Origin of the sequence: Jatrophihabitans sp., assembly GCA_036399055.1 — a bacterium.
In the GTDB taxonomy this organism is placed as follows: Bacteria; Actinomycetota; Actinomycetes; order Mycobacteriales; family Jatrophihabitantaceae; genus Jatrophihabitans_A.
Genome location: DASWNX010000040.1, coordinates 97,816 through 119,008 on the forward strand (window position 1 = coordinate 97,816; position 21,193 = coordinate 119,008).

The 21,193-nt window shown below is 69.0% G+C and carries 15 protein-coding genes; 6 read left to right on the forward strand and 9 right to left on the reverse strand.

Features of this window, described 5'->3' with window-relative positions; genetic code table 11:
* Nucleotides 1–12: 12 nt before the first annotated feature.
* The 4 genes from VGB75_18315 to VGB75_18330 all read right to left on the reverse strand — a co-directional run bounded on the left by VGB75_18315 (nucleotide 13) and on the right by VGB75_18330 (nucleotide 10,445).
* A complete protein-coding gene (locus VGB75_18315; protein ID HEY0169005.1) occupies nucleotides 13–516 on the reverse strand; it encodes a hypothetical protein in 504 nt (167 codons plus the stop codon).
* Between the two features lie 160 nt (nucleotides 517–676).
* Nucleotides 677–1,054 carry a hypothetical protein gene (locus tag VGB75_18320; protein ID HEY0169006.1) on the reverse strand — a complete coding sequence of 126 codons (378 nt, stop codon included), beginning with the start codon at nucleotides 1,052–1,054 and terminating at the stop codon, nucleotides 677–679.
* 275 nt (nucleotides 1,055–1,329) lie between these two features.
* Complete coding sequence (locus VGB75_18325; protein ID HEY0169007.1) at nucleotides 1,330–7,440, reverse strand: RHS repeat-associated core domain-containing protein; 6,111 nt, start codon at nucleotides 7,438–7,440, stop codon at nucleotides 1,330–1,332.
* Between the two features lie 125 nt (nucleotides 7,441–7,565).
* The gene (locus tag VGB75_18330; protein ID HEY0169008.1) at nucleotides 7,566–10,445 is read right to left on the reverse strand and encodes a hypothetical protein; all 2,880 of its coding nucleotides are present in this window, start codon (nucleotides 10,443–10,445) and stop codon (nucleotides 7,566–7,568) included.
* Nucleotides 10,446–10,717: 272 nt separating this feature from the next.
* Here VGB75_18330 and VGB75_18335 point away from each other — a divergent pair, with 272 nt between their 5' ends.
* On the forward strand, nucleotides 10,718–11,452 hold the full coding sequence (locus tag VGB75_18335) for an endonuclease/exonuclease/phosphatase family protein (GenBank protein ID HEY0169009.1): 735 nt from the start codon (nucleotides 10,718–10,720) through the stop codon (nucleotides 11,450–11,452).
* Here the strand turns inward: VGB75_18335 and VGB75_18340 are convergent.
* From VGB75_18340 to VGB75_18360, 5 genes are all read right to left on the reverse strand, one after another.
* A complete protein-coding gene (locus VGB75_18340; GenBank protein ID HEY0169010.1) occupies nucleotides 11,396–13,591 on the reverse strand; it encodes a S9 family peptidase in 2,196 nt (731 codons plus the stop codon). The genes VGB75_18335 and VGB75_18340 overlap by 57 nt on opposite strands.
* A gap of 27 nt (nucleotides 13,592–13,618) precedes the next feature.
* Nucleotides 13,619–14,251 carry a hypothetical protein gene (locus tag VGB75_18345; GenBank protein HEY0169011.1) on the reverse strand — a complete coding sequence of 211 codons (633 nt, stop codon included), beginning with the start codon at nucleotides 14,249–14,251 and terminating at the stop codon, nucleotides 13,619–13,621.
* A gap of 30 nt (nucleotides 14,252–14,281) precedes the next feature.
* Nucleotides 14,282–14,518 (reverse strand): hypothetical protein, encoded by a 237-nt coding sequence (locus VGB75_18350; GenBank protein HEY0169012.1) that lies wholly within the window; start codon nucleotides 14,516–14,518, stop codon nucleotides 14,282–14,284.
* 90 nt (nucleotides 14,519–14,608) lie between these two features.
* Complete coding sequence (locus VGB75_18355; GenBank protein HEY0169013.1) at nucleotides 14,609–15,292, reverse strand: hypothetical protein; 684 nt, start codon at nucleotides 15,290–15,292, stop codon at nucleotides 14,609–14,611.
* Nucleotides 15,292–16,077, reverse strand: a complete 786-nt coding sequence (locus VGB75_18360) for an alpha/beta fold hydrolase (GenBank protein ID HEY0169014.1) — start codon at nucleotides 16,075–16,077, stop codon at nucleotides 15,292–15,294. The genes VGB75_18355 and VGB75_18360 overlap by 1 nt, the downstream gene beginning before the upstream one ends.
* 171 nt (nucleotides 16,078–16,248) lie before the next feature.
* Between VGB75_18360 and VGB75_18365 the strand changes: the two genes are divergently transcribed.
* The 5 genes from VGB75_18365 (at nucleotide 16,249) to VGB75_18385 (ending at nucleotide 21,141) form a co-directional block, all read left to right on the forward strand.
* Nucleotides 16,249–17,022 (forward strand): lysophospholipid acyltransferase family protein, encoded by a 774-nt coding sequence (locus tag VGB75_18365; GenBank protein ID HEY0169015.1) that lies wholly within the window; start codon nucleotides 16,249–16,251, stop codon nucleotides 17,020–17,022.
* Between the two features lie 17 nt (nucleotides 17,023–17,039).
* Entirely contained in the window at nucleotides 17,040–17,543 is a 504-nt protein-coding gene (locus VGB75_18370; GenBank protein HEY0169016.1) for a polyadenylate-specific 3'-exoribonuclease AS, read from the forward strand.
* A gap of 100 nt (nucleotides 17,544–17,643) precedes the next feature.
* Nucleotides 17,644–18,669: a 6-phosphofructokinase gene (locus tag VGB75_18375; GenBank protein HEY0169017.1), complete on the forward strand. Its 1,026-nt coding sequence runs from the start codon at nucleotides 17,644–17,646 to the stop codon at nucleotides 18,667–18,669.
* A gap of 67 nt (nucleotides 18,670–18,736) precedes the next feature.
* A complete protein-coding gene (locus tag VGB75_18380) occupies nucleotides 18,737–20,125 on the forward strand; it encodes a 3-deoxy-7-phosphoheptulonate synthase class II (protein ID HEY0169018.1) in 1,389 nt (462 codons plus the stop codon).
* Entirely contained in the window at nucleotides 20,122–21,141 is a 1,020-nt protein-coding gene (locus VGB75_18385) for a GntG family PLP-dependent aldolase (protein ID HEY0169019.1), read from the forward strand. The genes VGB75_18380 and VGB75_18385 overlap by 4 nt, the downstream gene beginning before the upstream one ends.
* Nucleotides 21,142–21,193: the final 52 nt, after the last annotated feature.

A 21,193-nucleotide genomic window follows, 5' to 3' on the forward strand; every position in this document is an offset into this window, starting at 1 on the left:
GACGCGCCTGCGTCATGCGGGCCCGTTGTGGACGACCACGTCCACGCCGCCCGTTCCGGGCTGCGCCCACGGAAGCCGGCCAGCCTCGTCCATCAGACGGTTCTCCGCTGCCAAGGCAGTAGTCAACCGCTCGCTATTCATCAGGATCACAAGGATGAACGGCACAGCTTGACTCCGCCGGCGATCGACGATGTTCGGCAAGACGCCGGCAAACGACTGAACGACGTTCGGGGCGCGATCTAGACCGTCAACCAGCACCAAGTACCCATTCGGGTTCGCGAACCATTCCAGATCAGAGATCAGATCGATCGCCGCGTCGAGTCCGCGAGTCTCGTGCGGGAACATGAAGGCAGTGGCCAAGTAGTCGCTCAGGGCCACGTCGTCGGTCAGGCCGGCGAGATCGAGCCGAATGACGCTCATCTCAGCGGTTCGAGCGCCATCCTCGAGCCGCGCCAGAAGGCTGTCCGTCGCGCCCACGTGTATGACGTACGACTCGCCGGCAGGGAAGGCGCTCACGGGCCGATCCGAGTGGGTGAGTGGGGATGGCCCCAGTAGTAGGTCACCTATGGATTCGTCCACCTCTACGGCTCCAGCAGTCCCATGAAGTCGCCACTGACCGAGTAGCGGACGCCGACCCTGGCGGAGCCGTGAATGTGGATCACCTTGTTCGGCGGTCCTATTCGGTGTCAACGTGGGATTGTTGCTGGCCAAACTCCGCGCCCCCACTGCCAGCGTCAGCTGAGCGAGACAGCACGACCCCCTCACCGGCGGTCCGGGCGTGCCAGACCTCGAATCGCGCACCGGGGGTCGCGTAGATCGCCGCCAGGTCATTCCAGAACCAGAGACGCACGCGAAGAAGGCCATCCGGCTGCTCATTGACATCCTCGATAATCGCTCCGAACATGTCGCCGTCCTCATGCTGGCCGGCCTCCGGAAAGCGGAACATCACGCTTCGCGAACCAGCGCTGAAGACCCCTTGAAGAAGCCGAGCCTTCTGGGCTTCTTCAAGCCGGACCAAGGTCGGGACACGGTGGCCGGCCATCACGTCAGCCATCGGCAAGGATGTCGCTGTCAGGGGGAGCGACGCTGACCGCAAGTCCCAGCACGGCGAATCCGACACCAGCGCAAGCAGGCGACGCGACGCGCCTGACGCCCTTCTCTGACCACTCGTGGTTCACGGCCCTTAGTCTGCCAGGGCCGACCGTCACCGGCGAGCAGACAGCCAGCTGAGCGTGACGTGATTGCCGTTCGACGCTTGCAGCGCGGATCTCTATTTGGCCGCCCGGATCCAGCCGGGCATGCGTCGGGACTCGGCGGCCGGACCTCACGTCAGCCATGGGCGATGTTACTGAAATAGGGCAGCAGATCGCTCGGGATGAAGTACGCCGGCCCCTCACCGGCCGGATGGATCGTCTGGACGCCGCGCAGCATCGCCGTCGGGATGCACCCCGATGTGATGCACGTCGAGCCCTGACCAGCCTTCTCCATCAAGTTCGAGAAGTGCTCAGCCTGACCCCTCGTTGGGAAGAAGTACTTCCCTTCCGTGCCACCCGGCGCCGCGCGGTATACACCGGTGCCCTGGATGTCCTTCAGTTCGTCCTTGCCCACAGCCCGGTACAGGGTCGTGAGGTCGTCACTGGCCCCTGCGGCGGTTGGGGCCTTGGCCTTGCCGGCTGCTCGTGCTGCGCGTGCTGCGCGGCCGGCGGTGAGCGCGATCCCGATGCCGTCCGCGGCGGCTCCGGGGCCGAAGAGGGTGGCAGCGATGACCAGGGCTTGGCCGCCGTCATAGGCGAGGGAGCCGCTGTTGACGTCGAAGGTCGTGTTGTACTGATTCGACACCCACCCGCCGGTGCAGAAGCGGCCGCCGGAGATGCCGCAGCTCGACGCGGGCAAGGAGTCTGACATCGCGCCGGCGGCATGGACGGCGCCGCCGACGAAGTCGGTGAAGGACCCGATTCCCGGGGTCTGCTTGGCCACGTACTGGTCATAGCTCGGCATCGGGTCGCCGTTGGACAGCCCCCTGGAATAGGAGCCGTTGATCTCGGCCTCGATGCATTGCCGGCGGCTGCAGTCCAGGCTGCCGGACTCCTGCTGCTGGATGAGCCCGGTCGGGTCACTGTTGCTGATCGGGTTGTTGGAGGCGTAGCTGTAGCCGTTGGCTTGTAGCGGGTTGCCGGGGTCCAGGAGCGGGTCGACGGTGAGAAACCGGCCCAGGGCGGGGTCATAGTCGCGGGCGCCGAGCCGGGTGGTCGCGGTGAGGTTGTTCAGCGGCGCGTTGAGGAAGCCGTGGTTGGCACTCCAGGCGACGGCGCTCGGGTCGCGGGGTGCGCCGAACGGGTCGAGGTGACGCCGGGTCAGGGCGCCGGTGACGGTGTTGATGGCGACTTCGGCGGTGTCGTGGCTGTCGGTGATCAGCCAGTTCACGGTGCTGCCGGTGACACCGGGCTTGGTGACGCGTTCAGCGACCGGGTGGCCGAGGTAGCTGTAGGTGCGGGTCAGGCTCAACGTGGTGCTGCCGCTGTCGGCGTGCACCTCGGTGTCACCCACGAAGAGGGTGGTGCCACTGGAATCGGTTTGCTGGAGCAGGGCGCCGTCGGCGTCGTAGATGTTGGACTGGGTCTGGGCGTTGACGGTGGCGGTGGCCAGGCGGCCCTGGATGTCGTAGTCCAGTGTCTGCCCGCCGGGGCGGCTGACGGTGTTGCCGGCACTGTCATAGCCGAAGCTGGTGGCCCCGCTGGGCGGCGTCCCGGCGGCCGTCACCGACGTGACGGCGTGCGGTCGGACCGCTGCCGGCCCAGGGGCCGGGTAGGCGTAGTTGTCAGTGGTGTCGGCGCCGGTGGCGGTGGTGGCGTGCTGGGTGGCGCTGGTCCGATTTCCGGTGCTGTCGTAGGTGTAGGAAGCCCAGTACGGCGCGGGCCCGGCGAGGCCGGCGCTGCTGGCCGGCGCGGCGCAGTCGGCAGAGCTGGGCGTCCAGGCCGCGGTCAGCTGTTGCCGGTGGTCATAGCCGAAGCACTGGGTGTCGGCGCCGATAGCGGTGACCGCGTTCTGGTCTCGGGTCACCAGGCCCGCGTCGCTGTAGCTGTAGCTGTGCACGGCGGCGGCCGGGTTGCCGGGGATGTTGGTGGTCGTGGTGTCGGTGAGCAGCCGGCCGGTGCCGTCCTGGTGGGTGAAGGCGCGCGCGTAGGACTTGGCGCCGATCGCGGCTTGGTACTCGGTCACCTCGCCGATGGCCGAGTACGTGGTGGAGCCGACATAGTTGACGACGCCGGTGCCGATCGCGCCACTGGGATTGCCGAGGTTGTCGTAGGAGTAGCTCACCCCGTCACCGCTGAGGCCGGCGTAGGCGTTGTGGCCGATGGAGGCGAGCTGGCCGTCGGCGGTGTATCCCATGGTGGTGAAGTAGCTGCCGGCCATGACACCGCTGCTGATGACCATCTTCTGGGAGGTCACCCGGTCGGCGGCGTCGTAATTGTTGACGGTGGCGGTCGCGAACGCGATCCCGCCCAGGTAGCGAGTGGCGCTGACGGGCTGGCCCTTGCTGACGCTGCTGGCCAGGGTGTCATAGGTCCAGCCGGCCAACTGGGCGCCGGCGGTCGAGCCGGCGTACTCGCCGGTCTTTCGGTTGAGCGTGTCATAGGTGTAGGCGAGGGTGTCGCCGTTGGCGTCGGTGGAGCTGCTGAGGTTGCCCCCGGCGTCATAGCTGGTGACGCTGTCGCCCTTGTCCGGGTCGTGGGCGCTGGTCAGCTGCCCGAGCACGTCGTACTTCCACGTCCAGGCATTGCCGGCGGGATCGGTCATCGATTTCAGCTGACCGGCCGGGTAGTGGCTGTAGTGGGTGACGTCGGCGGTGCCGGTGGGGGTGGCTGCGTGGTACTGAGCCAGCGACGTCGTGTTGCCGCGGGCGTCGACGGTGGTGGTGGTCGCGGTCGCGCCGTCGGGCGGGGTGACGTCGACGCGGTCACCGCCGTAGCTGTAGCTGGTGCGCCACGCCTCACTGTTGTTGATCCACTGGGCGGTGTGGCTGGTGCGTCCGGCGCCGTCGTAGCCGGTGACCGTCTGCCCGGGAACGGACGTGACCGGCGTGATCAGCCCCGCGCCGGGGGCGCCGGGGGTGTAGTAGGGCGAGTTGGTGGTCACGATGCGCCCGGCGCCGTCGTAGAGGGTGTCGCTGACCACGATGCCGCCGCCGTTGGCCGGCGCCTGGGTTTGGCGAGGCCGCAGCAGCCCGTCGTAGAGGGCGTAGCCGGTGATGACCCCGCCGGAGGGGGTGAGGCTGGTCGTCGCCACGGTCGTGGGCGCCGTCGCGGAGACGGTGTAGGCGTAGGACTGCGAGGGCGTCGGGTTGGTGGCCCGCGGCCGTTGCGGCGACCAGATCTGAAGCCGCCGGCCGAACGGGTCATAGGTCGCCTCGGTGACGTGGTTGTTCTGGTCGGTGACCTTGGTGGGCACGCCCCATCGCGGGTCCAGGACGGTGACGACGCTCCAGCCGAGTGGGTTCGTGGTGGTGACCTGGGTGCTCAGGCCGGTGCCGGTGGGCAGGTAGGCGGCCGTGGTGGTCCGGGCCGGGCTGAGCCGAGGGTCGGTCGAGGTCAGGGTTCGGCCGAGGCTGTCGAAGGTGCTGGTGAGCGTCGTCTGCCACTGGGCGCTGGCGGCGGTGGTGGAGGTGTAGCCCTTGACCACATCGACCCGGGTGCCGTTGCCGACCGTCGGCGCCGCGCCGAGGGTGCTGCTGCCGTCGTAGTAACTGCGGGTGGCGCTGATCGCGTCGGCCGGGTAGGTCAGGGCCGCGCCGCACGCCTTGCCGATGACGTTGACCTCGCTGGGAAAGTTGAGCATCCAGCTGGCGGTGTTGTCGGCGTAGCTGGTGGTGGTGCACCGGTCGTCGGCCGTGGTGGCGGTGTCGCCCCTGTCGTTGACGGCGGTGGCCCGGCCGTGGCTGTCACGCGTGATGACGGTCTGGGTGGTGCGGTCCCCGCCCGCGGACAGCGCCGTCCTGGTGACCGTGTCGGCGCCAGCGCTGAGGTAGGCGGTGTAGGTGCCGTCGGTCGCGGTTTGAAGGGCCCACGGCGTGGTGATGGTGTTGGACACCCGTGGGCCTGGCGCCGGCGCCGAGCGCGGGCCGGTGTTGCCGTTGCTGACCACGGCCTCGCGGACTCGGCCTGCCAACCACAGCGAGTCGGCTACCGCCGAGCCGTCGGAGGCGGTGACGGTGACGGCCTTGGCGCCGCCTGCGGAGTTGAGCCGGTCACCGTTCATGCCCTGGTAGTAGGTGTAGGTGCTGGTCTCCTGGGATGACGGTGAGCTGTCAGTGCCATGGCGGATGCGAATCTTTGAGTAGCCGGCGTACTGGGACCAGGTTCGCTTGGCAGCCTCGATGAAGGGGGACTTGTCATATCGCCATGCCGGGGCGCCGACATAGTCGTAGTAGGTGTCGTCGGTGGCTTGAGTGCCACCGGTGCGGGAATCGCTGGACACCTGGGTCACGACGTACTTGTTGAACCAGTCCAGCTTCGGGTTCTGCCCGGCCGGCGCCCACCATTGCGGAAAGCACCGCTGGGTGTTTGATTCCGGCGTCGGCAAAGCGGCTGGATTGCATGACTGGGCCGAGTAGCCGACCGCGATGCTGGCTCCGGTCTCGATCTTGAGGGAGGAGATCCGGTGCTTCCACTGCAGCGCCGATCCATCCACCGCTAACACCCGGTTCTGCATCGACGTGCCGGTGAAGACGACGGGGGGCACCGCAGTGGTCGTGGCGGCGCCGGAGTGGCCGATCTGGGTCAGCCACAGCGCGGGTGAGGTGTTGTCGCCGGGTGACGGGAAGCTATGAGTCAGCGTCCACAGGTCGACGTCGGAGTAGACGGACCCGACGGCGGTCTGAGCGTGGATCTTGCTGATCATCTTCTGGGTGAAGAAGGTCGGCGACGGGTGGCCGACGCAGGTCGCGGCGCTGGTGCAGGCTTGGTCCCACGGCACGTCGGGGGCGTTGGAGGCATGGGCGGCGTCACAGGCCACGGCGGTGTCGCTGCAGCGGTCGACGTTGTCCAGCAGCAGCCGGGCCGGGGCCGGCGTGCTCAGCCCGCTGCCGCCGGTGGTGCCGTAGTCGACGCGGCTCAGCTGCCCGCCGCGGGTGTAGCTGACGGCGGTGGTGTTGTTGCGCAGGTATTGATTGGCTTCGGGTGCGTAGTAGTACGCCTTCGAGGCGCCGTGCGCAGTGACGACGTAGTCCAAATTCCATCGCCATGCCTGCAGGCAGGAGGCGCTGGCGAATGTGGCGTTGTAGCAGGGCTCACCTGAGTTGTTGCCGAACACCGGGACCGTCCAGGCCGACTGGGTCTGAGCATTGCCGCTGACCCAGCCCGGGAGGCGATTGAGCCCGAAGAAGTACTGGGTGCCGTCGGTGGTCGTCAGCTTCCAGTGCTCACCCGCGCTGCCCTCAGTTCCGGCGGTGCCCGCGTCGCCGTTGACGGCGCCGGTCACCTTCTGGATCCTGGAACCGTCGTCGCCGTCGATGTGCCACACGTTCGAGCTGTCCTTGACCAGGCGACCGGAGTGCCCGCCGAATGAGATGGAGGCGTTGTCGGACTTCCAGCACAGGTCTGCCGAGGCTGCCACGCCGTCGATGGCGCAGGGCTGGTAGGAGCGCTCGATGAAGCCCGCCCCGGACAGGTTCCACCCCTCTCCCACGGCTGAGGGCTGGTTGTTCGTGACGCCGGTCGCGCCGTCCACCTTTCCGGAGTCATAGGACAGAGCCAGACCTGGTTGCAGGCCGCCGGCGGCGGGCGGAGTCCGCAACGGATAGTTCCAGGCGAAGGAGCCGGTCTGGGCCGAGACCTGCCAGGAAGCTGACGGTGACAGCGAGGTGGCCCCGAAGGTGCCGGTGCCGTTGGCTGCCGCCGGTGTGGAGGCGGCGACCATGAGCGCCGAGGGTTGGGACACCGCAGCCGACGTTGGCCGCCCCGGCCGGGTGGCGCTTGCGGTGTCGGGCCGCTGGACCCAGTGCACACGGCTGGCGTAGTTGGCGCCGAACTGCGCGTTCAAGGTCAGCTCATCGACCTTGACGTCAAGAGCGGGAGCGCCTGCCCTGCCGTCGGTGCGGGTGAGCCGGAACGCCGGGCCGGCGAAGCCCCGAGCCCGCCGCTCTGCCGCGCTCAGCACCGCCACCCTCGCGCTGGCAGCCGATGAGGCCGTACGCCGGGCCACCGTCACACCCGCGAGCCCGGTCGGTATCCACTGACCGATGCCCGCGTGGGCCAGGCTGACCGAACGCGAGCCGGTGAGCACCACCGCGGGTGCGTTGACCGAGCGTGACGAGGCTGGCGTCGGATCGTTGAGCGGAGCTGCCACAGCGGCTGTGACCGGCGACAGGGCGCGCGCGGCGGCAGAGCCGGCAACCGGGCTCGAGCCCTGCCCCGGAGCCGCGGCCACGGTCGCCGGCGGCATCAAGGTGGCAGCTGTCAACACCGTTGCCGCGACAAGCGCTATCGAGCCGTGCGCGCCACGGTGAGAGCCAGCGAAGCGGAAAGGCATTCCGATACTCCAAACGGTGATGAGTGACAGCAGGCCGGTCACAGCTGAGCGGGTGTGGCGTACTGCCATAGAGCGGTGAGCTGGTTGCTCGATGCGATCGCCTGCATGAGCGTTGGCGCGAAGACCCTTCCCACCCAGGGGTACAGCTGTCCCGGCTGATTGCGCACGCCGACATCGAAAACCCCGCTCGCGGCGGCGGTGACCGGATGCGACTTCACTATCGCGCTCGACCCGCTCGGCGTGCCGACGCTGAACCGCAATTGCTTGTTCACCGCATCCCACTGGGCGGCGACGAAGTTCCAATCCAGCACCACACCGGTCACCACGGCGCACACGCCGTCGAACGTGGAGTTCTGAGTACTCGGCATGCAGAAACGCCATTGATTGCGATACACGTCGATGAAGAACCCGCTGACCGAGGATCCCTCGACGGCTGCCACGGCATAGCCGGCCGTGGCTGTCGGACTCGTCGCGGCAGCCGCGGTCGGTTTCACCCACGCGGTGAAGGTGAAACTGCTGGCCATGCCTGCGGTTCCCAGCACGCTGGCCGCACCCGTGGCAGTGGTCTTCAGCGCGCCGGCGCCGGTGAAGACCGAGACATCCTGCGGCTGCGCGATCGTCTCGCCGGTGTCGTCATCGACGCTGGTGACCGATGGGTTTGGCGCGTCGGCGCCTCGGGTGACTCCGGCCCCTTCGGACAAGGAGGGACCCGATGAGGCCAGGTCAGGGATGGACCCGATCACCGCCGAGTCGATCCGCCAGGTGTGAGCCGCCTGCGCCCCGCTCACATCTTCATTGACCAGGATTGCCTGGCTGCCGGTCGCGCTCCGATTACCCGCGGAGTCCCAACCCATCAGGTACAAGGTGGAGGAGGTGTCCGGAGCCGCGATCGTCTGGGCAGGGAAGACACCACCACTGCGACACAGCACGATCACCGCGTCGACCTCGCTGCCACATGCCGGCGGGGTGGAGTAAACCGGGATCTTGTCGTAGAGGGAGTACGCGATCTGCGTCAGGGACGCATCCTCGCTCGTCCCGAATCCCACGGTGATCGGAGCTCCGACCGTGCCCACGACGCTCGCCGGCTCGGTGTTCGGATCGCTGGTCGCTCCGCTGATCGTCACGGTCGGCGGGCCAGGCTTGCTTGTGTCGACCGCGAACTGGATCCAACCGCCGGACCACGCGCTGTAGTCCGTGCCGTCGAAGGCCCGGACCCGGTACTCGTAATGGCCGTCCACAAGCTTGGATTGCCCGGCCGGCGGTGTGTTCGACACGATCCAGTGGCTCAGGGTGTTCTGTGCGATCGCCGGCGTCTGGTAAGCCTGGACCCGGACGGCTGGGGTGTCTGACCAGGACGCCCAGACCTCGAAGGAGTAGCGAAGGTTTCCGCCGTCGGAGTCGCGAGACTGGGCCGTGAGCGTCGGAGTGATGACCGACGTCGTGGTCGGCAAGCCGCACTGCGCGTAGCAGGGCCTGACCGAACGGTACGCCGGCGCGGTCGGGATCGAGTTGTACGTCACCGCCAGAAACGGGTTGTTGTAAAACTTCTTCCAGGTCAGGCGGTTGGACTCATTCGTCGAGACCAGGGCCAACGTGACCACCGCGAAGCCCGCGGCAGCGGCATTCGTCGCGACCTGGGTGGCGTTGAAGCCCATCGCCAAGCCGGTCGAGCCACCGTTTTGACACCCCGGCTGCCAGGCGCCGGCCTTGGTGTCCTGCAGGGTGCCCAGCACCGGTTGGGAGTTCCAGGTCGTGCTGGAGCTGATCAGGGAGTTCGCGGTGCGCAATGCGACATCGGTTGCGGTGCAGGACGAGGAGTACCTCAGCTTGGCATTGAACTGCGCCGAGATGATGTGCTTGCCGGCCATCCCACCGATGTTCATTCCGAAGTAGGCGCGAGTCAGATGGCTACGACCGTCGTCGGACCATGCCGCGTCCACAAAGCCGGAATGAGCGTAGGCGTCGCTGGCTCCGGCGCCGTTGAGGTAATTCGTCGTCGGGTAAGCGTTGTCGGTGAACGTCCAGGCATGCCGGGTTCCGCCGGACCAGGAAGGATCGACGAACACCGGGTACACCGCCGCCTCGGTGTCAGCCACCGCGCTGGCGTCGATAGTCACCGAGTTCGCCGTTGAGGTCGCTGTCAGCAACGGTCGCGGCACCCCGTTGTCGGCCGGACCGGTCGCGTCAGCGCCTGTGCCGGCCGAATCCCACCAAGTGGGCTGCCCTTCTCGGAGTTGGACCGTTCCGTCTGAGGAGGTGCTCTGCAACCCGCCGTCACCGTCGGGGGTCGAGGTCAACGAGCCGTCATCGACCGAGAACCTGACGCTGCGCAGTTCCGGCTGGGCCGCCGCGGCGGCAGTCTTGATCACCAGCACCTCAGAGAATCCCGAGGTGCCTGCCGCTACCCGAAGGTCTACCCCTGGCAGGACATCGGCGTACACCGCCGCGTCACCTTGCAGCGTCGGCACCGGCAGCGGGCCCTCGGGCCAGTACACCGACAGCCATTGCCCCGAGGCTGCCTGCACCGACGCCAACGGCCCCGTCCCACCGCCGGAGAACTTCATGCGAACCTCGGTCGCCGCCGGTTGGACCGTCCCGTCGGCGGTGAAGGACACCGTGTCGTCAACCGGCGTCCAGCCCGTGCCGCGAGCCACCCGCACCGGCTCGGCGAAGGTCTTCGACCGCAATGACCCGTCCGGTTGTGCCACTACCTCGGTCACTTCTGTGGTCTGTGACGACACCTGCACGTCGTGCCCGTACATCTGCGCGATCTGCAGAGCCACGTCCTGGCTGGCGGCACTGGGGGCATCCGCGCGGGGCCCGCTCACAACCGGGGCGCCCAGGGCGGGGGTTGACCTCTCCAGCTGGACCACGGAGAGGCCAGAGGTGGCAAGCAGCACCGTCAGAGCCAACTTCACATGCCCGAGCGGTAACGGTGAAAAGGTCACAAGATCACTCCAATGCAGCGCTGAACAGGCCGGTAGCGAAATCGACGTTCGACCGACGCCCAGAGCGGTCCTGGAAGATCTGACGTGATCTCAGGTCAGGGAGGGCATAAGGCGAGTGTAAGAACCATCCGGACGGTATTCTTCTAATAATTAGCCGTCAAGTTAAATATCAGATGCGCGGCTGTCCCCCGGTGGCTGAGGGGATGGGGACGGCGATGGCAGGACCTGCCAGGATGGGCGGCGTGACTGTGCTGCGAGTCCTGTCCTACAACGTCCGTTCCATGCGCGATGACGTCGACGCACTCGGCCGGGTGATGCGTGAGATCGCCCCCGACGTGGCGATCATCCAGGAAGCCCCGCGGTTCCTTCGCTGGCGGTCCAAGTGCGCCGCGCTGGCCCGCCGGGCCGGCATGGTCGGGGTCACCGGCGGCCGGGCGAGCGGCGCGAACCTGGTGCTGTCCTCGCTCGCGGTCGAAGTCACCAGCCGCCACGAGCTCGGCTTCACCACCGACCGGCGCCTGCACCACCGCGGCTGCGCCCTGGCCGTTCTGAAGCTGGCCGGCTCACCGTTCGCGATCGCCGGCACCCACCTGGACCTGATCGAGGCGCCCCGGCTGCGGCATCTGGACGAGCTGGCCGAGTTCGCCGAACGCAACCTTGCCGACAACGCGCCGCTGATCGTCGGGGGAGACCTCAACGCGGCGCCTGGCTCAGCCACCTGGCAGCGGATGCTGCGCTTCGGAGCCGACGCCTTCGCGGCGGTCGGCTCCGGCGACGGCTTCACCTACTCCACCGCCGACCCGGTCCGCCGGATCGACGGGGTCTTCGCAGACCCGCGGCTGCGCCCGGTCAAGGCCGAGGTCCTCGACTCCGCCGACATCCGGATCGCCTCCGATCACCGGCCGCTGGTGGTCGAGTACCTACTCCCCGACGTTGACACCGAGACTGGGAACGGCGTCGGCGTCGGCGCCCTCTGACTCCCAGGCGACGCCGAGGGTGTCCAGCGTCCAGGCCAACGTGAACGCGATCTCCTGCCAGGCGTCGTAGCGGCCGCTGCGGCCGCCGTGACCTGCCTCCATCTCGGTCTTGAGCAGGAACCGCGCCGAGCCGGTGGCGGTGGCCCGTAGCTTGGCGACCCACTTGGCCGGCTCGACGTAGAGCACCCTGGCGTCGTTGAGGCCGCACACCGCGAGGATCGCCGGGTAGTCCTTGGCTTCGACGTTCTCATACGGCGTGTAGGACTTCATGTAGGCATAGGCCTCTGGATCGGCCAGCGGGTTGCCCCACTCCTCCCACTCGATCACCGTCAGAGGCAGCGACGGGTCCAGGATCGTGGTCAGCGCGTCGACGAAGGGCACCTGCGCCACGATGCCGCCGAAGGCCCGCGGCGCCAGGTTGGCGACCGCGCCCATCAGCAGGCCGCCGGCGCTGCCGCCCTGGGCCACGATGCGCTCGGGACGGGTCCACCCGGCGCCCACCAGGTGCTCGGCGGCGGCCACGAAGTCGGTGAAGGTGTTGCGCTTGGCCAGCATCTTGCCCTGGTCATACCAGTGCCGGCCCAGCTCCCCGCCGCCGCGCACGTGCGCGATGACGAAGACCACGCCCCGGTCCAGCAACGACAGCCGAGGGATCGAGAAGGTCGGGTCGATCGAGACCTCGTAGGCGCCGTAGCCGTAGAGCACCACCGGGGCGTCGCCGTCCAGCGCGACGTCGGCCCGGCGCACCACCGACAGCGGCACCATCGTGCCGTCGGCTGCCCGGGCCCACTCCCGGCTCTGCCGGTAGTCGCTCACATCGATGCCGCCCAGCACCGATTGGCGTTTGCGCAGCAGCAGCTCGCGCGAGGGCAGGTCGTAGTCATAGACGGTGTCGGGGGTGACCATCGAGCGGTAGGTCAGCCGGTAGCTGGTGGCGTTCCAGTCCCGGTTGGACCCCGGGACCACGCTGTAGAGCGGCTCCTCGAACTCGATCGGCTCGGGCTGGCCGAAGCTGTCGCCCCGCCGGGGCAGCACGGCGAGATTGGTCAGGCCGTCGCTGCGCAGGTACAGCACCGCGTGCCCGGCGAAGGCGTCCACTGAGAGCAGCCGGCGCTCGGCTGAGCCCGGGACCAGCGTCTGCCAATTCTTCGCGCCCGGGTCCTGGGCTGCGACCACGCTCAGCTCGAAGTTCGGCTCGTTGGTGTTGTGCGTGATCAGCAGCTGATCACCGGCGTGCTCGACCTGGTACTCCACGCCCTCCACGCGCGGCGCGACGAGCACCGGCGCCGACTGCGGGGCGTGCGCGTCCAGCAGCCACACCTCGGTGGTGAGTTTGCTGCCGATCGAGATCTGGATGGCCCGCTGGTTGCGGGTGAGGTCGACGCTGACCCAGAACCGCTCGTCGTCCTCGGTGTGAACGACCACGTCCTCGGTCGAGTCCGCGCCCACGGTGTGCCGCCAGACCTGGTTCGGGCGCCAGGAGTCATCGACGGTGAGGTAGAAGACGGCGCTGCCGTCAGCGGCCCAGGCCGAGGAGTAGAAGGCTCCGGTGACGGTGTCGGGCAGGTCCTCACCGGTGCGCAGGTCCTTGATGCGCAGGGTGAAACGCTCGTCGCCGGTCAGATCCACGGAGTAGGCCAGCAGGTTGCCGTCCGGAGAGACGTCGACGGTGCCCAGCGCGAAGAACCCCGAGCCGGCAGCGATCTCGTTGCCGTCCAGCAACACCTGCTCGCCGTCGGCCGCCACCGGCTCGGCCGAGGGCTGGCCGCTGTCCGCGTCGCCGCCGTCGATGACCGGCGGCGCGTCGCCGACCGCGGGCAGCCGGCAGTGGATCGGGTACTGCTGGCCCTCGACAGTCCGGCTGTAGTACCAGTAGCCGCCCCGCCGGGCCGGGACCGAGAGGTCGGTCTGCCTCGTGCGGGTCGAGATCTCGTCGAAGATCCGTTGCCGCAACGGCTCCAACCGCGCGGTGCTGGCCTCGGTGTAGGCGTTCTCGGCCTCGAGGTAGCCAATCACCTCAGGGTCGGCCTTGTCCCGCAGCCACTCGTACTCGTCGAGGAAGGCATCACCGTGGTGCACCCGCTCGATCGGCTTGATCGCTGCGACGGGCGGGGTGGGGCGCTGAGGCTGGTCAGACATCTGTCCGAGGCTACTGCCCGGCGCCGCTCAGCCCACGCCGGGGAGCGCGTCGCCCGGCGGCAGCACCTCGCCTCGCGGCAGCGCCTCGCCTAGCAGCAGCGCCTCGGCCGGCAGCAGCACGGCGCCCGGTGGTGGCGGGTGCTCGCTGAAGTACCGGTCCTCGTTGTCCAGCCAGTCCCGCCAGGGGGCCTGCATCGGGCCGTCCCGCTCGACCCACCGGCGTTCGCGCTCGTCGCGGGCGACGTCGAGGAAGATCGCCACCGAGAGCCGGTCCGCGCACGCGGTGATGGCCGACACCCCTTCCACCAGCAGAACCCGGGGAACGGGCACCTCGACCGCCTCGGCGAAGCGCCGGGCGTGCCAGTCATAACGCCGGTAACTGCCCGGCCGGCCGGCTGCCAGCGGCGCCAGGACGTTTTCGCGCAGCCGGGGCCAGAAACCGAACTGCCCGGCCCAGCCGTCAAGCAGCGCGTCGGTGGACAGCACCGCGCTGCCGGGCAGCCGGTCGGCCAGGGCGGTGGCCAGGCTGGACTTGCCGGCCGCGGCGCCGCCGTCCACGGCCACCACCCGGACCCGGCCGCATCTGGGTTCGGCAGCCTCGATGCGCTGGACCAGGCGCGCCAGGGCAGCGCTGGCAGCTGGCTGCGACCGGCTGCTCATACCAGCAGCCTAGGGCCCGAGCAGCCGCGGCTACGCGCTCAGCCGGCGGGCGGCGCGGGCGGCGACGAGCCAGCGTTCCAGTGGCAACGAGTCGCGCTTGACCGTGGTGAGGCCGGCGTTCAACAACACCGCGTACGGAGTGCGGGACAGCTCATCGACCTGGGGCCGTGCCAGGAACGCCTCGCGCTCGTCGACCCCGAACTCAAGCGGGTCGTTGCAGGTGAGCTTGCACCACAACCCGAACACCACTTCTTGTCCAGTTCTCATGTTCGACTACCTCCAGGCGCCACCCTGCTCGATCACGATGTCCTGCCTGCCACCGTGAGGTGACGGGCAGGAGAACACCGGCCGGCAGCTTCAGATGACCGCTCCGTCGCCGTCGGAGTCATCTCGCGGCTCCGGGCGCAGCCGCAGCACCAGCAACCCCGAGCCGAACAGCACCAGCACCACTCCGAGCGGCAACGGCAGGTCCGCCGGCAGCCCCAGCGAGTAGCCGAAGCCCAGGACCAGGATGCCCAGCAGGACGATCAGCACCGCCATGGCGGTGGGCAGCGCGGGCCGGGGCAGCGGCGGCGCCGGTGGCGGCACGAAGTGCTCCACCTCGTCCAGCGGGTCGCGTCGAGCGGTCTCCAGCCGCCGGACCGGCGGCGGGCTCGGCGGGCCGGCGGAGGGCCGGTCCATCTCCTGCAGCTCGGCGATGATCTTGGCGAACTCGGCGTCGGTGTCGATGCCGGCCAGCGGGTCCGGCGGCGGCTCCTCGCGGTCGCGATAGCGGTGCTGGGCCACCTCGATTCCCAGTTCGGAGGCGATCTCGGTCAGCACCTGGCGGGCCTCGGACGTCTGGTCGGCGGCCACGTACAGCCGGTCGGCGGTCACCGGGTCACTGGTCGGCGTCGGCTCGACGTAGGCGGGCACGTCGCGCAGGCCGAGCACGTCGAGCAGGTGGTCGGCCAGTCGCGGGTCGACGTCGGCCACCGGGGAGAACTTGTCCGAGTCCAGGCCGTTGTCTCGGCGGCCCCGGTGCGAGGCGGGTGAGCTCACTAGTCACCGACGCCGGTGCGGGTGTGCTGGGAGATGAAGTCGACGCTGCCGGTGAAGATCAGCTCGGCGTCGTTGTCGAGGGTCGCCACGTGGTAGCTGTCGGGCAGGCTGACCTCGCGCACGGTGGTGGAGGTGGCGCCGTCGTGCAGCAACTTGCCCGACAGCGCGTCGACCACGTGGTCCTCGGCGGAGTGGAAGTACAGGATCGGCACGGTGATCTTTGCCAGGTCGGCGATCACCAGCCGCCACATCGCCTGCATCGAGACGAAAGCCCGCAGCGGCGTGCGGTCATAGGCGAGCTCGGTGACACCGGCCTTCTTGATGTCGCTGCCGATGCCCGGGCGCGAGGGGAGCGCCCGGGCCACGTACTTGGCCAGAGCCGCGTCCTTGCGCATGGTGCCGTAGGCCACGTTGACCAGCACCAGCCCGCCCAGCTTGCTCGACGGCTGGCCGGCGAGGTCCTCGGCGAGCCGGGTGACCAGGCTGCCGCCCATCGACAGCCCGCAGGCGAACACGGTGTCGCAGCGGGCGGCGAGCTCGTCGTAGCCGCGTCGGATCTCGGCGTACCAGTCGGTCCAGGGGGTGGCGTTCAGCTCCTGCCAGGTGGTGCCGTGCCCCGGCAGGCGCGGCAAACGCACCGAATAGCCCTGCGCTGCCAGATGCTCGGCCCAGGGCCGCATGCTCTGGGGCGTGCCCGTGAAACCGTGGCTGATCAGCACTCCGGTCCGGCCGGCGGCGCCGTCGCCGTCGACTGCGAACGGCTCGGCTCCTGCGAGGATCGGCACGCGTGATCTCCTTCTGCGCGATAGCTGGCTCTCATCATGCCGTGACGGGTCCGTCCTGGCGAGTCCTCGCCTGCTCCTCCCGACGCGCTGGCGCTTGATTGTCGCCCGCCTGTCGGCCGGACTAAGGTCAGAACACCCGATCGGTTCGGTGATCTGCGCTGGAGGTGCTGAGTGCTGTACTGGTTTCTGAAGAACGTCGCGCTCGGTCCATGGCTGCGGACGATCTGGCGACCCTACGTCGAGGGCGCTGAGAACGTGCCGGAGACCGGCGGCGCGATCCTGGCCAGCAACCACCTGTCGTTCTGCGACTCGTTCTTCATGCCGCTGGTAGTCAAGCGGCGGGTCACCTTTCTGGCCAAGGCGGAGTACTTCACCACCCCCGGGCTCAAGGGCCGGCTGACCGCGATGTTCTTCGCCGCCGCCGGCCAGGTGCCCATCGACCGGGACGACGCCGACGCCGCCAGGGGGGCGCTGACCGCCGGCGTCCGGATCCTGCGCAGAGGCGAGCTGCTCGGCATCTACCCCGAGGGCACCCGGTCACCGGACGGCCGGCTGTACAAGGGCAAGACCGGGGTCGCCCGGATGGCCCTGGAAGCGGGCGTGCCGGTGATCCCGGTGGCCATGATCGACACCGAGAAGATGATGCCGACCGGACGCAAGCTGCCGCACCTGCGCCCGCGGCCCGGGGTCCGGTTCGGCAAGCCGCTGGACTTCTCACGTTATGAGGGGCTGGCCGGTGACCGGTTCGTCGAACGGTCGATGACCGACGAGATCCTCTATGAGCTGATGCAGCTGTCGGGCCAGGAGTACGTCGACACCTACGCGAGCAAGGTGAAGCTGCAGACAGGCGCCAACCTCGGATTCGGCGCCAAGAAGGGCCTAGCCCACCCCGACGCGGTCGGCAGCACCTCCGATGACCGGTTGCCGGTCGAGCGAGCCGGCTGAGGCGAGCCGGCGACCACGTGCGCTACTTCTACGACTGCGAGTTCATCGAGGACGGCCGGACGATCTCGCTGGTGTCGATCGGATTCGTCGACGAGAATGGCCGGGAGTTCTACGCCGTCTCGACCGAGTTCGACCCCGACCGGGCGATCGACTGGGTGCGCAAGCACGTGCTCAACCAGCTGCCCTCGCCCGCTGACCCGGCCTGGCGGTCCCGGACGCGCATCCGCGATGACCTGCTGGCCTACCTGACCGAGCCGGGCGAGCCGATCGAGCTGTGGGCGTGGATGGCCAGCTACGACCACGTCGCGCTTGCCCAGCTATGGGGCGACATGCGCGCGCTGCCCCGCCAGATCCCCCGGTTCACCCACGAGCTGCGCCAGCTCTGGGAGGCGGCGGGGTCACCGCCGTTGCCCGGCGCCGGCGCCGACGTCCACGACGCGCTGGCTGACGCCCGGCACAACCTGGCCCGCTGGAAGCTGATCACCGGCGCCGTCGCGCCGGGCGCCGCCGGCGGTCGCTAAGCTCGAAATCCCGACAGCGCCGTCGATCCGCCCGCCCGCCAGCCGACTCCACGAAGTCGCTCCGCAGTCGCTTGTCAGCCGCCAGGAAAGGACCGCACAGATGCGCATCGGTGTATTGACCGGCGGGGGAGACTGCCCCGGCCTGAACGCCGTGATCCGGGCCGTGGTGCGCAAAGGGGCCGGGGTGTTCGGCTACGAGTTCGTCGGGTTCCGCGACGGCTGGAAGGGCCCGCTGGAGGGCCTGACCATGCCGTTGGGCATCACTGAGGTCCGCGGCATCCTGCCGCGTGGCGGCACCATCCTGGGGTCCTCGCGGACCAACCCGTTCAAGATCGACGGCGGGGTGGAGAAGATCCGCGAGAACCTGCACAGCTTCGGCGTCGACGCCCTGATCGCGATCGGCGGCGAGGACACCTTGGGAGTGGCCACCCAGCTGCACGAGCACGGCGTGAACGTCATCGGCGTGCCCAAGACCATCGACAACGACCTCAACGCCACCGACTACACCTTCGGCTTCGACACCGCGGTGAACATCGCGATGGAGGCCATCGACCGGCTGCACACCACCGCTGAGTCACATCACCGGGCACTCATCGTGGAGGTGATGGGCCGGCACGCCGGCTGGATCGCCCTGCACGCAGGCATTGCCGGGGGCGCCAACGTGATCCTGATCCCCGAGCAGCGCTTCTCGATCGAGCGGGTGTGCGCTTATGTGGAAAGCCGATTCGAGTCTCACTACGCCCCGATCGTCGTGATCGCCGAGGGCGCGATGCCCTTGGAGGGTGAGATGCGCACCCTGGAGAAGGAGGTCGACGCCTTCGGCCACGCCCGGCTCGGCGGCATCGGCGACTGGCTGGCCTCGGAGATCGAGCGCCGCACCGGCAAGGAGGCCCGGACCACGGTGCTGGGCCACATCCAGCGCGGCGGCACCCCGACCGCCTTCGACCGGGTGCTGGCCACCCGGTTCGGCCTGCACGCCATCGACGCGGCGCACGCCGGTGACTGGGGCAAGATGGTGGCGCTCAGCGGCACCGAGATCGTCCGGGTGCCCTTGGCAGAGGCCACGAAGACCCTGAAAACGGTCCCGAATGAGTTTTACTCCGAAGCAGAAGTGTTCTTCGGCTGACCCGGTCGAGGCCGGCCTCACCAACCGAGGCGTCTTGCCACCCCTGCGAACTAGGTAGTGTTTGACCGTGACCTCAACCGTCGAGTCCGCCGACGCCGACCTGGGATTAGACGCCTGGCGCGAGCTGACCGCCGCGCAGCAGCCGAACTGGCCCGATCAGGCAGCGCTTCGCGAGGTGGCCGACCACCTGTCCCAACTGCCGCCGCTGGTGGTGGCAGACGAGATCGACGCGCTGACCTCCCGGCTGGCGCAGGTCGCGCGAGGTGAGGCGTTCCTGCTGCAGGGCGGTGACTGCGCCGAGACGTTTGCGACCTCGTCGCAGGCCGACATCGCCGGCAAGGTCCGGGTGCTGCTGCAGATGGCGGTGGTGCTCACCTACGGCGCCTCGATGCCGGTGGTGAAGGTGGGCCGGATGGCCGGCCAGTACGCCAAGCCGCGCTCGACCGACCTGGACGCCTTCGGGCTGCCGTCCTACCGCGGCGACATGGTGAATGAGATGAGCGGCGACCTGGCAGCCCGTACGCCCGATCCGCGCCGGATCCTGCGGGCCTACTCGACGGCCGCCTCGACGCTGAACCTGCTGCGGGCCTACGCCGGCGGCGGGCTGGCCTCGCTGGAGAAGGTGCACGCCTGGAACACCGCCTTCGCCCGCAACACCGAGACCGGCATCCGGTACGAGCAGCTGGCCGCCGAGATCGACCGGGCCGTCCGGTTCATGCGGGCCTGCGGGGTGCACGACGCGGTGCTCGAGGGCGTGGAGCTCTACGCCAGCCACGAGGCGCTGATCCTGGAGTACGAGCGCGCGCTGACCAAGGTCGAGAACCACCGCGCCTATGACCTGTCGGCCCACTTCGTCTGGGTCGGCGAGCGCACCCGCCAGATGGACGGCGCGCACCTGGACTTCGTCTCCCGGATCGCCAATCCGATCGGCGTCAAGTTGGGCCCGAGCACGACGCCCGAGTCAGCCGTGGAGCTGGTGGAGCGGCTGGATCCCCATGGAGTCCCCGGCCGGTTGACCCTGATCAGCCGGATGGGAAACCAGCGCGTGCGCGACACGCTGCCCCCGATCATCGAGAAGGTCCAGTCCACCGGCCACCTGGTGGTCTGGCAGTGCGACCCGATGCACGGCAACACCGAGGAGACCGCCGAAGGGGTCAAGACCCGGCACCTGGACCGGATCATCGACGAGGTCGACGGCTTCTTCGACGTGCACGAGCAGCTGGGGACCCATCCCGGCGGCCTGCACGTCGAGCTGACCGGCGATGACGTGACCGAATGCATAGGCGGCACCGCCGAGCTGACCGCCGCGGATCTGGGCCGGCGCTATGAGACGGCGTGTGACCCCCGGCTCAACATCGAGCAGTCGCTGGAGTTGGCCTTCCGGGTCGCCGAGCGGCTGGTCGCAGACCGGCGCAATCGCCAGCAGCGCCAGGGCGCCGAAGGAGGAACGGCGTGAACGCGCTGCCGGCCGTGGTGGATCTGCGCAGTGACACGGTCACCAAGCCGTCGGCGGGAATGCGGCGGGCGATGGCTGAGGCCGAGGTCGGAGACGACGTCTACGGCGATGACCCGACGGTCAACGCCCTGGAGGCCGAGGTGGCCCGCATGCTGGGCTACGAGGCCGGCCTGTTCACGGCGACCGGCTCGCTGGCCAATCAGCTGGCCCTGCGGTTGCTCGTCAAGCCGGGCGAAGAGCTGGTCTGTGACCGGATCGCGCACGTGGTCCGGGCCGAGATGGGGGCGGCGGCGGCCTTCTCCGGCATCACCACCCGCACCTGGGAGGCTGCCGCCGGCCGGCTGGACCCGGACACGGTGGCCGCGGTGATCACCCCGAACGCCGGCTGGCACCAGGTCTCGACCACTGCGATCGCGGTGGAGAACACCCATAACTTCGGCGGCGGCACGGTGCAGCCGATCGAGGCCGTCCGGGCGGTGCAGGAGCTCGGCCGGGCGCACGGCCTGGGTCTGCACCTCGACGGCGCCAGGCTCTGGAACGCCCACGTCGCCTCGGGCGTGCCGCTGCTGGAACTGGCGGCCGGCTTCGACACCGTGTCGGTCTGCCTGTCCAAGGGGCTCGGCGCCCCGGTGGGATCGGTGTTGGTCGCTTCGGCCGAACGGATCGCCGAGGCTCGCACCTGGCGCAAGCGTTACGGCGGCGGCATGCGGCAGGTCGGCATCCTGGCCGCCGGAGGCCTCTTCGCCCTGCGGCACAACATCGAACGGCTTGCTGAGGATCACGACCGGGCGGCCCGGTTGGCCGCGGCGCTGGGCCAGAAGCCGGAGCTGACCGAGACCAACATCGTGGTCCTGCGGGTGCCCGACGCCCCGGCGGTGGGACGGGCCGCGCTGGAGCAGGGGGTGGTGGTCTCGGTGATCGGGCCGAGCTTGCTGCGCCTGGTGACCCACCTTGACATCGACGACGACGGCCTCGACCGGGCGATCGAGGTGCTGGGCCCGCTGCTGGCAGGCTGATCCCGGGTTCTCATCCAGACGACTGGACGGGTTCATCGCCGCGCCGATGAGG